This is a genomic window from Flavobacterium hercynium, assembly GCF_002217285.1.
Classification (GTDB): Bacteria; Bacteroidota; Bacteroidia; order Flavobacteriales; family Flavobacteriaceae; genus Flavobacterium; species Flavobacterium hercynium.
Genome location: NZ_MUGW01000060.1, coordinates 1 through 14,980, shown reverse-complemented (window position 1 = coordinate 14,980; position 14,980 = coordinate 1). Strand labels below are relative to the sequence as shown.

Below are 14,980 nucleotides of genomic sequence, written 5' to 3'. Positions count from 1 at the left end.
CAGGTCGGGATCGGAATTCCCAATCCTGATGCCTCAGCGGTTTTAGAACTCGCGAGCAAACACAAAGGGTTTCTGCCCCCTCGCTTAACAACAATAGAAAGAGATGCGATTAGCAACCCCGCAGAAGGTTTAACCATTTTTAATACCACCAAAAATTGTCTGGAATGGTATAATCCTTCCGGATGGTACAATGCCTGTGGCGATAATGGTGTCGCCACTGTAACCGCTTATGCCTGCAATACGCTCACAACGGGTACTATGGAAGCAGGTGTTCCTGTATCCGGCGTAAGCCAAACCATTACTGCTACGGTTTCTGTTCCCGGAAGTTACGACATTAGTGCTACCGAAAACGGTGTAACCTTTAGTGCCAGAGGTAATTTTACTTCTGCAGGCAATCATGATATCGTACTTCATGCAGCAGGTACACCCGTTGCAGCAGGAAATCATACCTTTGCTTTAAACACCAGTCCCAACAGCTGTAGTTTTACAAGAACAACAGAAATTCCAACTGTTGTAGGGGGATCAGGAAAAATTTGGATGGCTTATAATCTTGGCGCTACAGCTCCGGCAACCTCTATGACGGATGCTACCCAATATGGGGATTTGTATCAATGGGGACGTGGTACTGATGGTCATGAAAAATTAAACTCTCCTACTACTCCTACTATAGCAAGAACAGATTCTCCAGGACATGGCAATTATATAATGGCAATAACATCACCTTTTAATTGGCGTTCACCTACTAATTATAATTTATGGCAAGGCGTAAATGGTATTAATAATCCCTGTCCTTCTGGCTTTCGGTTACCTACAAAAACAGAATGGGATGACGAAGTTGCTCGATCAAACATAACTGATAGAGCAACTGCTTACAATTCGGTACTAAAATTACCAGTGCCTGGCTTTCGAAGTGTAGATGGAACCTATCATGGAGTTGGACAGAGTGGTGCATATTGGACAAGTAATACTAGGGCAATAACTTCACAATTTTCTATTATATATGTATTTGCTAATAATGCTAACCCCGGTACTTCTTCTCCAGCACAAGGTATGAGTATACGCTGCATCAAAGACTAACAAAAAAGCAGTTTATTCCGTTTTTAAAATAATTTATAAAACAAAAATCCCAAACGGGTGTCGTTTGGGATTTTGTGTTTATAAAGGTTACAACACCATTGTCAATTGAATTCTTTTTCTGTCTTCATCGACTTCGGTAACTTTTACATCAACATGCTGGTGCAGTTTTACCACTTCGTTTACATCGCTTACAAAGCCTGCTTTGAGCTGCGAAATATGAACCAGTCCGCTTTCTTTGATTCCAATGTCAACAAAACAGCCAAAATTGGTAATGTTATTCACAATTCCGGGTAAAATCATGCCCGTTCTCAAATCTTTAATCGATTTTACATTCGCATCAAATTCAAAAACCTTAGCAGATTTTCTGGGGTCTAAGCCCGGTTTTTCGAGCTCTTTTATAATGTCTTTCAGCGTAAGCAGACCAATTTCTTTGGTAACATAGTTTTCTGCCTTAATCAAGGCTGTTTTTTCTTTGTTCGCGATTAAGTCGTTAACCGAAAGTTTCAGGTCTTTCGCCATTTTCTCTACAACCGGATACGCTTCAGGATGCACGGCCGAATTATCCAGCGGGTTTTTAGCATTCGAAATTCTAATAAACGCCGCGCCCTGCTGATAGGCTTTGTCTCCCAGACGAGGCACTTTTTTTAGCTGTTTTCGATCTTCAAACGGGCCATTTTCAGAACGGTACTGTACAATGTTTTCGGCAAGTTTCTCCCCTATTCCACTCACATAACTCAACAGATGTTTACTTGCTGTATTGATGTTAATTCCAACCGAGTTTACACAGCGAATTACGGTATTATCTAATTCTTCTTTTAGTTTAGTCTGGTCTACGTCGTGCTGGTACTGCCCTACTCCAATGGCTTTCGGATCAATTTTTACCAGCTCTGCCAACGGATCCGAAAGGCGTCTCCCAATAGAAACCGATCCACGAACCGTAACATCATAATTAGGAAACTCTTCGCGCGCAATTTTAGATGCCGAATATACCGAAGCTCCCGCCTCTGAAACGATAAAAACCTGCAACGGTTTATCGAAGGCGATTTTTTTGATGAAAAATTCTGTTTCTCTCGAAGCGGTTCCGTTTCCTATCGAAATAGCATCAATTTGATACGCATTCACCATCGAACGGATTTTTTTGATCGCCATGGCTTCCTCATTTTGCGGGGCATGCGGATAAATGGTTTCGTTGTACAGCAAATCTCCTTTTTCATCCAGGCAAACTACCTTACAACCACTTCTAAATCCGGGATCTATCGCCAGAATTCTTTTTTCTCCCAATGGCGGCGCCAATAGCAGCTGCCCTAAATTGTTCGCAAAAACCTGAATCGAATTCGCATCGGCCTTCGCTTTGGCTTCCTGTAAGGTTTCATTCCCAATTGCAGGATTTAATAAACGCTTGTAACTGTCTTCAATCGCCAATTGCAAATGTGCCGTTGTGCTGTTTTGTTTTTTAATGATGATTTCATCAATTACATCGTAGGCTTCGTCGATATCAACATCAACTTTCAGCTTCACAAATCCTTCATTTTCTGCACGAAGCATCGCCAGTAAACGGTGTGAAGGCGCTTTGGTCAACGGTTCTTCCCAATCAAAATACTGACTGAATTTTTGTGCTGCCTCTTCCTCGCTTTTCTTTTTTACCACTTTTGTACCAATGGTCGCTTTACGCTGGTACAGCCTTCTTAACTGTTTACGAACATAAATATTCTCGTTGATCCATTCCGCAACGATATCACGTGCGCCCTGCATTGCGGCTTCTTCATTAATTACATTATCATTAAGATATTGTGTCGAAATAAAATCGATATCAACATCATTTTCAGACATGATGATTTTAGCCAAAGGTTCTAATCCAAATTCACGTGCGACATCGGCCTTTGTTTTTTTCTTCTTTTTGTACGGAAGATAAAAATCCTCTATCTCCTGTAAATCAAAACTTTGCTCAATCTTCTGCTTCAATTCCGGCGTCAGTGCTTTTTGCTCTTCAATCGATTTCAGCACCGCTTCTTTACGTTTTACAATGGCTTCATATTCCTTATGAAGTTTTGCAATCAGCTCAATCTGAACTTCATCCAGATTTCCGGTCGTATCTTTTCGGTAACGCGAAATAAACGGAATCGTACAATCTTCCTCTAATAATTTTACCGTGTTTTGAATGTTAATCGCTGCGGTTGGCACAGACTTGGCAATGAATTGAATACTAGTCATTCTTATTTTATTTGAATCGCAAAGATGCAAAGTGTTTTACAATTTTTGCAATGTTTTTTAATTATATTATGGTTTAAAACTCTTTAAAATTAAAATAAATCTTTATAATAAGAGCATTCCATTTACTTTATCTTTTTTTGACCCGGAGGCAAAAAATTTTCTCCTGTTACTACACTTTTGCCTGTTTTGTCTTCTAAAGCTATTCGGGCATTTTTAGCAATGGCCCCTCCCTTTTTACTTGCTTTCGCATTTTCTAAAAGTCCTTTTGCTTCATCGCTTTCTGCAATTTGCCTTGTCGAAAGTTCTGCTAAAGCAGTAAAAATTAGTTCCGCTTCCGACATATGATCTCTTAAATTTTGAGATTTTAATCCTTTTACTTGCTTATGATTTTTTACAGATAAACCAGTCCATTCCTGATGAATTATATTTGTTAACATTGCAAATTCATCCTTTTTTTCAACTCCGGATTCTTTCCAGTAATCTGTCAGTTTATTGCGAGTCTCCTGTCCTGTCATTCTTTGTTGAATCCATTTTTCGCTCCGTCCCAAATTTTGCCAATTTTCACGGGCACGATCTAAACTTTGAGCCGGATCTGCCAATTCTTGTATTCGCTCATAACCAACCTTTGCCAGCCATTGCTTAAAAGGTTCTGCTTTAGGAGAAGGAATAGATTGAATTAAACGTAAAAGTTGTTCTGTATCTGCCACATCTGTAAGTCGCTTCTTTCCATCTGCTGCTTCCATTTTCAACTGTCCGATTTTATCGGACAGTTGACTTCCCTCTTTTAAAAGTTTATTTTTTAAATCTCCCCAATATTTTCTAGGTCGATCTGTACCTGTCAAAATCTCAATAACATCAATTACTGAGAAATACCAAATTTCCTTTTCAATATCGTAATGACTTCTTATTTTTTTCTGTTCAAATAATTGTACTGGACTCATTTATTATCAATTACATTATTATATCCTCTCCTTCATTTTGACAACTAAAATAATACCTTTGTTTTTAATTTAAACCCAATGAACGTTTTATTACTGTATTTTTTTTTAGTAAATAGTATGTGCTTTATTCTGGCTGGTTACGATAAACGTATGGCTATTAAACGTAAACGTCGAATTCCGGAAAATACCCTGTTTACAGTCGCTTTTGTTGGCGGTTCGATTGGGTTATTAACAGCAATGTTACTCTTTACACATAAAACGAGTAAAACATCATTTATTGTGAAATTTTCGATGATTTTATTGCTTCAGATCGCGCTGGTTTATCTTAAATTAACTGATAAAATCTAGATAATTAGTTTTGTTTATAATAGCAAAACCAGCTTCCGGATATCCTTTTGTAAATGCAGCTGGAATTTTTGTTTTTTTATTTTCATTCCATTTAAATTCAAATCCTTCTAATTGATCTCCTATTTCTTCTAACCAATCCAGTTCTTGCTGGTCATAAGTTCTCCAGAAATAATTATTAGTTTTTATTTTCATGTAATTCTGTTTTTTTATTCGTTCATAGGCTAAATAATTTTCCCATAAATCACCAATATCATTCCTTGAATCTAATGTATTAAAATTGTTAATAATGGCATTTCGGATACCATTATCATAAAAATACCAACGACTTGATTTTACAATTTCTTTTCTAAGATTTCTGCTAAAGCCCTCAATTTTAAAGAGAATAAATACTTTCGATAATAGATCCAGATAATTTGAAACCGTATTTTTTGAAAGTTGTAATTGATTTGCCAATTCCTGTATTGAAACTTCTTTACCAATTTGATAAGATACTAATCGCAACAAATCATAAATTTTATCAGCATGTTTAATACCTTCAAAAACTAAAATGTCTTTTAATAAATACGAATTTATAATTTCAAACAAATATTCTTTTTTATCCTCCCAATTTTCATATTGAATTAACTCCGGATAACCTCCAAAAAGCAATCTCTCTTCTAAATTATCAATAGTTTGTTTATAACTTTCAACTTCAGAAAATTCGATTTGTGCTAGTGGAAATAAATAAATAGTATTTTTTCTTCCCACTAATGGTTCTCCCAACTTATTACTCAAATCAAACATTGAAGAACCGGTTACTATAATTTTGATTCCTTCGATTTCGTCAACAATCAATTTAAGAATCAGACCAATTTCAGGAACATTTTGAGCTTCATCAATTACTAATAAATCAATACCTTTTAAAAGTCTTTTATAATTATTAACAGAACGCTCTCTAAGTAAATTAATATCATTAATATCTTCTCCATTAAGCTTTAGATAACTTTCAGATGGAATTTCTTTTAAATAGTTTTTAATTAATTCGGTTTTACCAACACGCCTTGCTCCTAATAAAATAAGGACTTTATTAGCTATTATCTTCTTTTTAAAGTCTTGAATTACAGCTCTTTTTAAGTATTTTTTCATTCTATAATTAGTTTAGAATTACTTTCAAAGATAATTAAAAAACGTTAATTCAGTCAATTGAATGATCAAATTAACATTAATTCAGTCAGTACGATGACCAATTTATTATTATTTTAAATAAAAAAACCGGATAGATTTAAAAATCCGCCCGGCTTATTATGTTTATTAGGTGCGTAGCACCCGTTTTTTTTTTACTTTCTATTCACACGCGATTTTATTCACTCTGTTTTGGTGTCTTCCACCTTCGAATGCCGTATTCAAAAAAGTTTCAACTATTTCAACCGCTTGCGGAATCGAAGTAAAGCGCGCCGGAATGCTCACAATGTTAGCATCGTTGTGTAAACGTGTTAAATACGCAATTTCTTTAGTCCAGCATAAACCGGCTCTTACTTTTGGATGCTTGTTTACCGTCATGGCAATTCCGTTTCCGCTTCCGCAGATCACAATACCATAATCTGCCTTACCTTCAGACACATCATTAGCAACAGGATGTCCAAAATCAGGATAGTCAACAGAATCTTCAGAATCTGTACCATAATTTGTTACTTCATATCCTTTTGCTTTAAGCATTGCAACAATTGCTTTTTTATACTCTGGTCCTGCGTGGTCGTTTCCTATTGAAATCTTCATTTTTTAATACTATTAAGTTGTGTACCGCAAATTTACTTAATTATTAAATGGTTCACCACGAATAATTAGACAAAGTATTAATTTTTAATCTCTACTAAATTTGCCACGAATTCACGAATGTTCTCTAATTCTTTACGCATAGATTTTAAAAAATAAATTCGTGAATTCGTGGCGAATCATACTTAATGTATACCAAACAATAATTACTAAATTAGCAACAAAATAGGAGAAACAAATACAAGATTATAACTATCATGATATCAAAAACTTAACAGTTATTAACATTATTAACAACTCTGTAAGTAGTTCATAATCAATATATAAAACGCAATAAATTTGTTAAAATTTTGGGTTGTTAATAGTAAAAGCTAATTCATTGATATTCAGTTAACTTTAAATTAACATCTTTTGTTCATAAGTTCGGATAGAAAATAAGAAGTTTTTTTTGGTGGAATCGAAAAAAAAGCTAATCCAAAACTGGAAATTAAAAACCTAATAAAGTTTGATGAATTTTTAGAAAAGTTATCAATATCAAAAATGCTATTTTCAACACAAATCGAGTTATCAAGTTATCTACAAAATGAATTCATTTTGGGTTGTTAACCACTGTTAATTAAAATTCAAAAAAGCTTAAAAACGAAACGTTTAACCAAATATAAGTATGTTGATAACTCCCAATAAGTAAGTAAAACTTCATTTCAATACATTTAAAAATAAATTTATATCACATATTAACACACTATAATAACCAACAAAATTTAATTAAATTTAAAATTTCTTTTTTGTTGTATTTAATATATGTTGACAACTTTGAAATTTGAAAAAGAAAAAAAATTAAAAAGTAACGAAAACTGTCAAACAATGTTTAGCGGATTATTGAGAGTGTCAAGAATGTGCTGCACTTGTTCGAAATCGTTGGGATGAACTCTCAGCCTAATGCCACCGAGCGCCGTGGTGTAAAACGGAGCCACAGAAAGTGTCATTTCGTTTTCCAGGTAATACGGAATTCCTTCTTGTTCCAGTAAATGTTTGAGAACGACTGTTTCGTGCAGATAATTGAATATGGCGATCGTTTTGAAGCTTTCCATTGCGTTATTTTAGTTATGATGAGAAGTTATATTTTTAATAATTTATTTGTTAAAATCTATAATCTGATATCTTATTTGTAATTTTAAACTTTTAAGAAAAGATATATGAGTAAGAAGATTAGAAAACCGATAAAAAATGAGAAAGATTTCTCTGGAAAAATACTAAAGATTTTATCGCAAAGCCCTAATAAATCGTTAAATTATAAGCAGATAGGTGCAAAGTTAGAAGTTGATGATACAAAAAGCAGAAATCAGATAATAAAAGATTTAAAAATTCTGGCTGCTTCAAAAAAAATAATAGAAGCAGAGCCTGGTAAGTATTTAGTGAAAGCTGAAAGTCAGGATTATTACGAAGGAACAATTGATATGACGAGTAGAAAAACGGCGTATTTCATTTGTCCTGATTTTGCAGAAGATGTTTTTATCCCGACCAATAATCTGAATCGTGCTTTGGATAAAGACAAAGTAAAGGTTTATGTTTACAATCGAAGAAAAGGAAAAAGACCTGAAGGCGAAGTAATTGAAGTTATCGAAAGAAACAAAACAGAATTTGTTGGTGTTATCGACATTCAGCCTAATTTTGCTTTTGTGGCAACAGCGAATCCAAAAATGTATACTGATATTTTTATCCCAAAAGATAAAATGGGTGAGGCAGAAAATGGTGATGTTGTTTTAGTTACGATTGAAGATTGGCCAAAAAGAGCCGATAGTCCGTTTGGATCCGTAATTAAAGTTTTAGGAAAACCAGGAGAACACAATACAGAGATTCACGCTATTTTGGCTGAATATGGTTTGCCATCCGATTTTCCGGTAGAAGTAGAGGTCTTTGCACAAAAAATAGATACTACAATTCAAGAAGCGGAAATTGCAAAACGTCGTGATATGCGTGATACGCTTACGTTTACGATAGATCCAAAAGATGCAAAAGATTTTGATGATGCGTTGTCCTTCAAAAAGTTAGAAAATGGTAATTACGAAATCGGAATACACATTGCCGATGTTTCGTATTATCTAGAAGAAGGAACCATTCTGGATGATGAAGCGTATCAAAGAGCTACTTCGGTTTATTTGGTAGACAGAGTAGTACCAATGCTTCCGGAAGTTTTATCTAATTTTGCGTGTTCATTACGTCCGAATGAAGAGAAATATACATTCTCTGCTATTTTTGAAGTTTCAGAAAGTGCACAAGTTATCAACCAATGGTTTGGTAGAACAGTAATTTATTCTGATCAGCGTTTTGCGTATGAAGAAGCGCAATACATCATTGAAACCAAAGACAGTACAATTCCGATTGATGTTTCCATTACAGGAGCATCTTATGTTGTTTCAGATGAAATAACGCAGGCAACCCTAAAATTAGATGAATTAGCAAAAATTTTAAGAAAGAAGAGAATGGCAAACGGTGCTATTTCTTTTGACAAAGTCGAAGTAAAATTCAATTTAGATGCCGAAGGAGAACCGGAAGGTGTTTATTTTAAAGTTTCTAAAGATGCCAATCATCTTATTGAAGAATTTATGCTTTTAGCTAACAGAAAAGTGGCGGAATACATTGGTAAACAAAAGAAAACATTTGTGTACAGAATTCACGATGAACCAAACGAAGACAAATTAATTGCAATGCAAACTGTAATTGCGAAGTTTGGTTATAAAATAGATTTCAGAAACAAAGGCGATATTTCGAAATCATTGAATGCTTTGATGGAAGAAGTAAACGGTAAGAAAGAGCAAAACTTAATTGATACTCTTGCTATTAGAAGTATGAGTAAAGCCAAATATTCTACAGAGAACATTGGTCATTATGGTTTAGCTTTCGATTATTACAGTCATTTTACTTCGCCAATTCGTCGTTATCCTGACGTAATGGTACATCGTTTGCTGCAATATTATCTGGATAACGGAACATCTGTAGACGAAGAAGTGTATGAAACGAAATGTTTGCATTGTTCGAATATGGAAAGTTTAGCAACTAATGCTGAACGTGACAGCATCAAATACATGCAGGTTAAATACATGCAGGATCATCAGGACGAAGAGTTTCTTGGTGTTATTTCAGGTGTTACAGAATGGGGAATCTATGTTGAAATCGTTTCTAACAAATGTGAGGGAATGGTGAGAATCAGAGAAATAAAAGATGATTATTATACTTTCGACGAAAAGCAATACGCTTTAGTTGGAGCAACATCCAATAGTATTTTACAACTAGGAGATGAAATTTATGTAAAAGTAAAAAATGCCGATTTAGTGAAGAAACAACTGGATTTCAATTTTTTACGAAGAGCAGAGTAGAGGTTAAATTAAAAAAAAGAAATTATGAAAAAGTTAATTATAGGAGCTGCAATTTTATTTGTTCAGATGTCTTTTGGTCAGGTTACCAAAGATTTAGGTGATTTTGATTCGGTTAAAGTCTTTGATAAGTTAAGTGTAAAATTAGTACAATCATCAGAAAATAAGATTGTTATAAAAGGAACACGTGAATCTGAAGTAGAAGTTGTTAATAAGAAGGGATTATTAAAATTAAGAATGCCTTTTCCAAAGCTTTTATCAGGAAATGATTTAGATATAACAGTGTATTACAAACGTATTGAGCTTATAGATGTTAATGAAGGAGCTATTGTTACCAGTAGTGATGTTATCAAAGCAACTGTTTTTAAAGTAAGTGCTCAGGAAGGCGGAAAAATCAATGTTGATTTAGATGTTGATAAGCTAAATGTTAGTTCTGTTTCCGGAGGAGAAATTACGTTAACCGGTAAAGCTTCGAATCAGGATGCACGTCTTGGCGCAGGTGGTTTTCTTTTAGCAAGTAAACTAAGTACCTCTCAAACGCAGGTAAGCGTTTCTGCGGGAGGAAAAGCAGATGTGAATGCTGATACACTAGTCGATGCAAAAGTAAGCGCAGGAGGCTCTATTTACATTTATGGAAAACCGAAGCAAATTAATCAGAAAACGGTTTTTGGAGGTAAAATTGAAGAGGTAAAATAAAAATTGAATTTGAATGATAAATGATATTTTGGCTGGACTGCCGTGGGGATTATTTTTAAGTTTTATGGTTGGTCCGGTATTTTTCATATTACTTGAGACTAGTATTACAAAAGGTTTCAGAGCTGCAATGGTTTTTGATCTGGGTGTAATTTTAGGAGATATCTTTTTTATAGGTATTGCCTACTTAGGAAGTTACAGACTCATTCAGAGTTTAAAAGACAAACCGGCTTTGTTTATTTTTGGTGGTATTATCATGCTTGCTTATGGCGTTATTTCGTTCATAAGATTGCGTAATGAAGAAAAGATAGATGACGATGAAATTGACCGTGATATTATAAAAAGAAACTACGGAAGTTTGTTCATTAAGGGATTTTTACTCAATGTTATTAACATTGGAGTATTAGGTTTCTGGCTGGCTGTAATTATTTCAGTAGGACCAAAATTAGAAATGCAAAACTCAAGAATGTTAACGTTTTTTATCTCTGTTATCATTACCTACTTGCTTGTAGATTGCATTAAAATAGTATTAGCCAAGCAGTTAAAATCAAAAATGACACCAAGAAACATATCAAAAATCAAAAAAGGAATTAGTATCGTTTTAATGGTTTTTGGACTGGTGTTAATAACTCAGGGTTGGTTTCCAAAAGAAAAAGAAATGGTTAGAAATGCCTTTCAGAAGATTGAGAAGAAATAAGGTTTCTGGTTTATTGTCTGTTTAAAACTTTACTGGATATAATTTTATTCGCCACGAATTCACGAATTTATTTTTAGTTATTCCACACTCTAGTATTTCATTTCGACGAAAGGAGAAATCCTCGCAAGTAGCTCCGTAAAGTATTGCCAATCTTTGTCGAGTTTCTAACGAAGATTTACTTCGTATGTTCGCTTTCGCTCGAGTCTCCTTTCGTCGAAATGACAAGATTGTGGCATAAAAAAACCTCTAAATTTCTTTAGAGATTTTATAAGCATCGTCTGGATTCCGAACCATTTTGTTTATATAATTTTTTCTAAAAATTAAACACAAAAAAAGAGACACATTTCTGTATCTCTTTTACAAGTATTGTTCGGATTCGAACTGCTTTCTTTATATAATTTTTCCTAAAAATTAAACACAAAAAAAAGAGACACATTTCTGTATCTCTTTTAGAGTCAACGTTCGGATTCGAACCGTTCTCTTTATATAATTTTTCTTAAAAATTAAACACAAAAAAAAGAGATACATTTCTGTATCTCTTTTAGAGTCAACGTTCGGATTCGAACCGTTCTCTTTATATAATTTTTTCTAAAAATTAAGCAAAAAAAAGAGATACATTTCTGTATCTCTTTTAGAGTCAACGTTCGGATTCGAACCGTTCTCTTTATATAATTTTTTCTAAAAATTAAGCAAAAAAAAAAGAGATACATTTCTGTATCTCTTTTAGAGGCATCGTCCGGATTCGAACCGGAGTAGGAGCTTTTGCAGAGCCCAGCCTAGCCGCTCGGCCACGACGCCGTAGTTGAACGGATGGCAAAAGTAACTAAAATCTTTAAATTTCAAAAGTTTAAAAGTAACTATTTTAAAAAATAAATGTTTTTATTTTAGTTATTAAGCTCTTTTTTCGGTCATTTTTATTGTAACTGATTCAACATCACCACCAATAGGAGGGTTTATTTTAGAAACCCAAACTGTAGTTTTTTCTACACTTTTTATTTCAGCAAGCACACGAATATTGATTCTTTTCGCTACATGCTCTAATAAATGCGAACGAATAGCCATTTCTTCAGCAACAATTTTATTCAAATGTACATAATCAACGGTGTCTCCTAATTGATCTGTTTGTGCTGATTCCTGCAAATTTGTTTTAATTTTTAGATCGACAGTATAATCAGATCCTATTTTTGCTTCTTCAATTAAACATCCGTGGTAAGAGAAAGTACGAATGTTTTTTAGTTTTATAACTCCCATTTGTTTATTGTTTCAAGTTTAAAGTTTCAGGTTTAACGCCAGTTACATAACTTTAAATCTGAAACCTGAAACCTTTTTTTTATCTTTGCTAAAATTACTATAAAATAATGGCATCAGAAGAGAAATCACTCAATTTTATTGAACAAATTATAGAAGAAGATTTAAAATCAGGTCTATCAAAAAATGAACTTCATTTTCGTTTTCCACCGGAACCAAATGGTTATTTACACATTGGGCATGCGAGTTCGATTGCCTTAAATTTTGGTTTAGGAATTGATTATCAATCTCCTGTAAATTTACGTTTTGATGATACGAACCCTGAAAAAGAAGAGCAGGAATTTGTTGATGCAATTAAAAAAGATGTAGAGTGGCTGGGTTATACCTGGGCAGAAGAACGTTATGCTTCTGATTATTTTCAACAACTTTACGATTGGGCTGTTTTGTTAATAAAGAAAGATAAAGCCTATGTTGATAGCCAGTCTTCTGAAGATATGGCCATTCAAAAAGGAACTCCATCTACAGTGGGAACAGATAGTCCGTATAGAAACCGTTCTGTTCAAGAAAACTTAGATTTGTTTGAAAGAATGAAAAACGGTGAATTTGAGGCTGGTACTCACATTCTTCGTGCTAAAATAGACATGAAATCAACTAATATGTTGATGCGTGATCCTATCATGTATAGAATTTTGCACAAACATCATCATAGAACCGGAGATGCATGGAAAATTTATCCAATGTACGATTGGGCACACGGACAAAGTGATTATTTAGAACAAATTTCGCACTCTTTTTGCACATTGGAATTCTTACCACATCGTGAATTATACGATTGGTTTTTAGATCAGATTTTAGATGAAAATAAGTTGCGTCCAAAGCAAAGAGAATTTGCCAGACGTAACCTTTCACATACCGTTGTTAGTAAAAGAAAATTACAGCAACTAGTTAAAGAAAAGCATGTTAACGGCTGGGACGATCCAAGAATGTCAACTATTTCAGGATTAAGAAGACGTGGTTATACAGCAGTTTCATTGCGCAATTTTGCCAATACAATTGGTATTGCAAAGCGTGATAATTTAATAAATGTATCTGTTTTAGAGTTCTGTATTCGCGAAGATTTGAACAAAATTGCACCTCGTGTAATGGCTGTTTTAGATCCTGTAAAATTGGTAATTACAAATTATCCTGAAGGAAAAGAGGAGTGGTTAGAAGCAGAAAACAATCAGGAAGATGAAAGTGCAGGTTATAGAAAAGTACCTTTTTCACGTGAATTATACATTGAAAGAGAGGACTTTTTAGAAGAAGCTCCTGCTAAGTTTTTCCGTTTGACTTTAGGAAAAGAAGTACGTCTAAAAAATGCGTATATCATTAAAGGAGAAAGTGTTATAAAAGATGCTGAAGGAAATATTACAGAAATTCACGTAACCTACGATACTGATTCTTTAAGCGGAAGTGGAACAGAAGCAAGTCAGAGAAAAGTATCCGGAACCTTACATTGGGTTTCGATACAACATGCAGTTGAAGCTGAAGTTCGTATGTACGATCGTTTGTTTACAGATGAAGCTCCGGACAGTTATAAAGAGAAAAATTTCTTAGATTTTGTCAATCCAAATTCGTTAGAAATCATCAAAGGATTTGTAGAACCAAGTTTAGCTACAGCTCAAAATGAAGATAAATTTCAGTTTCAACGTTTAGGTTATTTTACTGTTGATAAAGACTCAACTGCTTCAAAACTAGTATTTAATAAAACTGTTGGATTAAAAGATGCTTGGGAAGAGAAGGGGAAAAAAGAAGAAAACAGCATTAATAATTCTTTAAAAGATATCAATAAATATTTTAAAGTTGAAAGCAAACCAGAGCGTATTGCTATTGAAAGTGCAATAGGGAAGAGCATCAAAAATGTTTCCAGCTTTTCATTATTGCAAAATTCATTAAAGAAGAATATCAACAATAACAAGGGTTCATTGTTATTTGCTCAGTTTATTTTGAAATATTCAATTCTAAAATCAGCTGATTTTGAAGAAGAAGATATTAAAAAACTGTATACAATGTCACTTAGAAGTGAGTCAACTTACGTTCGATCAAAAGCACTTTTAAATTTAAGAGATTTAGAAAATGAAAGTGTAAAAAGTCAATTTGAAGAGGAAATTTTGAAATTACATTCGAATCCTTTAAAAAATGCTTCAGAACGAGAAATCGAAATTCTTGCAGAGATGGTAAAGTAATAATATCATTAAAAACTATTAGAAAGCGCTTTTTATAAGCGCTTTTCTTATTATTTATATTTTCTATGTAATTATTAAAAATTATAGATTTTTTAGATTAAAAGTGACCTTCATAAATTTAATTTAAGGTGATTATAAAATTAAGTGATATGATTTATCATCTTTCTAATTATCGTTTATTAAAAGCTTTTATTTTAGTTTTAGAGCTTATTTTAAGCTGTTATTTAGCTTATTAACAGTGTATTGTTAATAAAGTTGATACTACAAGATGAGTAATAGAATTCACTTTTAAAAGAAACTTATTTTTGTATATAAAATCAATTTTAAAGATTGAATTTTATTTTTACATTGTTTTAAATTATTATTGTTTTTAGTAATTGATTATTTAAATTTTATAGTTTTTAATAATTAAAA

At 33.4% G+C, this 14,980-nt stretch carries 11 protein-coding genes, 1 tRNA gene and 1 pseudogene; 6 read left to right on the top strand and 7 right to left on the bottom strand.

The annotated features are described in order from the left end of the window. Positions 1–1,077 (top strand): annotated as a pseudogene (locus tag B0A66_RS20970) (fibrobacter succinogenes major paralogous domain-containing protein); the annotation flags it as partial. Positions 1,078–1,164: 87 nt separating this feature from the next. Here B0A66_RS20970 and B0A66_RS20965 read toward each other — a convergent pair. After that, on the bottom strand, positions 1,165–3,288 hold the full coding sequence (locus B0A66_RS20965; RefSeq protein ID WP_089051808.1) for a Tex family protein: 2,124 nt from the start codon (positions 3,286–3,288) through the stop codon (positions 1,165–1,167). Positions 3,289–3,410: 122 nt separating this feature from the next. Continuing rightward, on the bottom strand, positions 3,411–4,229 hold the full coding sequence (locus tag B0A66_RS20960) for a BRO family protein (protein ID WP_089051807.1): 819 nt from the start codon (positions 4,227–4,229) through the stop codon (positions 3,411–3,413). Positions 4,230–4,307: 78 nt separating this feature from the next. Between B0A66_RS20960 and B0A66_RS20955 the strand changes: the two genes are divergently transcribed. After that, positions 4,308–4,577, top strand: a complete 270-nt coding sequence (locus B0A66_RS20955) for a DUF1294 domain-containing protein (protein WP_089051806.1) — start codon at positions 4,308–4,310, stop codon at positions 4,575–4,577. Here B0A66_RS20955 and B0A66_RS20950 read toward each other — a convergent pair. From B0A66_RS20950 to B0A66_RS20940, 3 genes are all read right to left on the bottom strand, one after another. Beyond that, the gene (locus B0A66_RS20950; protein WP_089051805.1) at positions 4,560–5,702 is read right to left on the bottom strand and encodes an ATP-binding protein; all 1,143 of its coding nucleotides are present in this window, start codon (positions 5,700–5,702) and stop codon (positions 4,560–4,562) included. The two genes, B0A66_RS20955 and B0A66_RS20950, sit on opposite strands and share 18 nt — an antisense overlap. A gap of 198 nt (positions 5,703–5,900) precedes the next feature. Beyond that, positions 5,901–6,332 (bottom strand): ribose 5-phosphate isomerase B, encoded by a 432-nt coding sequence (gene rpiB, locus B0A66_RS20945; RefSeq protein ID WP_089051804.1) that lies wholly within the window; start codon positions 6,330–6,332, stop codon positions 5,901–5,903. 854 nt (positions 6,333–7,186) lie between these two features. Beyond that, entirely contained in the window at positions 7,187–7,420 is a 234-nt protein-coding gene (locus B0A66_RS20940; protein ID WP_089051803.1) for a putative signal transducing protein, read from the bottom strand. A 105-nt stretch (positions 7,421–7,525) separates the two neighbouring features. Between B0A66_RS20940 and rnr the strand changes: the two genes are divergently transcribed. The 3 genes from rnr to B0A66_RS20925 are packed head-to-tail and all read left to right on the top strand — an operon-like array spanning position 7,526 to position 11,093. After that, complete coding sequence (gene rnr, locus B0A66_RS20935; protein ID WP_089051802.1) at positions 7,526–9,706, top strand: ribonuclease R; 2,181 nt, start codon at positions 7,526–7,528, stop codon at positions 9,704–9,706. A gap of 24 nt (positions 9,707–9,730) precedes the next feature. Then, positions 9,731–10,399, top strand: coding sequence for a head GIN domain-containing protein (locus B0A66_RS20930; RefSeq protein ID WP_089051801.1), 669 nt, complete (start codon positions 9,731–9,733; stop codon positions 10,397–10,399). Between the two features lie 13 nt (positions 10,400–10,412). Continuing rightward, a complete protein-coding gene (locus B0A66_RS20925; RefSeq protein WP_089051800.1) occupies positions 10,413–11,093 on the top strand; it encodes a LysE family translocator in 681 nt (226 codons plus the stop codon). A gap of 727 nt (positions 11,094–11,820) precedes the next feature. Here the strand turns inward: B0A66_RS20925 and B0A66_RS23005 are convergent. Further along, a tRNA-Cys gene (locus tag B0A66_RS23005) sits at positions 11,821–11,891 on the bottom strand. A gap of 93 nt (positions 11,892–11,984) precedes the next feature. Next, positions 11,985–12,344 carry a dihydroneopterin aldolase gene (folB, locus tag B0A66_RS20920; RefSeq protein WP_089051799.1) on the bottom strand — a complete coding sequence of 120 codons (360 nt, stop codon included), beginning with the start codon at positions 12,342–12,344 and terminating at the stop codon, positions 11,985–11,987. Between the two features lie 107 nt (positions 12,345–12,451). Here folB and B0A66_RS20915 point away from each other — a divergent pair, with 107 nt between their 5' ends. Next, entirely contained in the window at positions 12,452–14,566 is a 2,115-nt protein-coding gene (locus B0A66_RS20915) for a glutamine--tRNA ligase/YqeY domain fusion protein (protein ID WP_089051798.1), read from the top strand. The last annotated feature ends 414 nt before the right edge of the window (positions 14,567–14,980 follow it).

What these genes read in the sequence shown, in the direction of transcription:
- B0A66_RS20930 (WP_089051801.1), top strand. Translation starts at nt 9,731, where the DNA reads ATGAAAAAGTTAATTATAGGAGCTGCAATTTTATTTGTTCAGATGTCT.
- B0A66_RS20960 (WP_089051807.1), bottom strand. Translation starts at nt 4,229, where the DNA reads ATGAGTCCAGTACAATTATTTGAACAGAAAAAAATAAGAAGTCATTAC.
- B0A66_RS20925 (WP_089051800.1), top strand. Translation starts at nt 10,413, where the DNA reads ATGATAAATGATATTTTGGCTGGACTGCCGTGGGGATTATTTTTAAGT.
- rpiB (WP_089051804.1), bottom strand. Translation starts at nt 6,332, where the DNA reads ATGAAGATTTCAATAGGAAACGACCACGCAGGACCAGAGTATAAAAAA.
- B0A66_RS20915 (WP_089051798.1), top strand. Translation starts at nt 12,452, where the DNA reads ATGGCATCAGAAGAGAAATCACTCAATTTTATTGAACAAATTATAGAA.
- B0A66_RS20955 (WP_089051806.1), top strand. Translation starts at nt 4,308, where the DNA reads ATGAACGTTTTATTACTGTATTTTTTTTTAGTAAATAGTATGTGCTTT.
- folB (WP_089051799.1), bottom strand. Translation starts at nt 12,344, where the DNA reads ATGGGAGTTATAAAACTAAAAAACATTCGTACTTTCTCTTACCACGGA.
- B0A66_RS20950 (WP_089051805.1), bottom strand. Translation starts at nt 5,702, where the DNA reads ATGAAAAAATACTTAAAAAGAGCTGTAATTCAAGACTTTAAAAAGAAG.
- B0A66_RS20965 (WP_089051808.1), bottom strand. Translation starts at nt 3,288, where the DNA reads ATGACTAGTATTCAATTCATTGCCAAGTCTGTGCCAACCGCAGCGATT.
- rnr (WP_089051802.1), top strand. Translation starts at nt 7,526, where the DNA reads ATGAGTAAGAAGATTAGAAAACCGATAAAAAATGAGAAAGATTTCTCT.
- B0A66_RS20940 (WP_089051803.1), bottom strand. Translation starts at nt 7,420, where the DNA reads ATGGAAAGCTTCAAAACGATCGCCATATTCAATTATCTGCACGAAACA.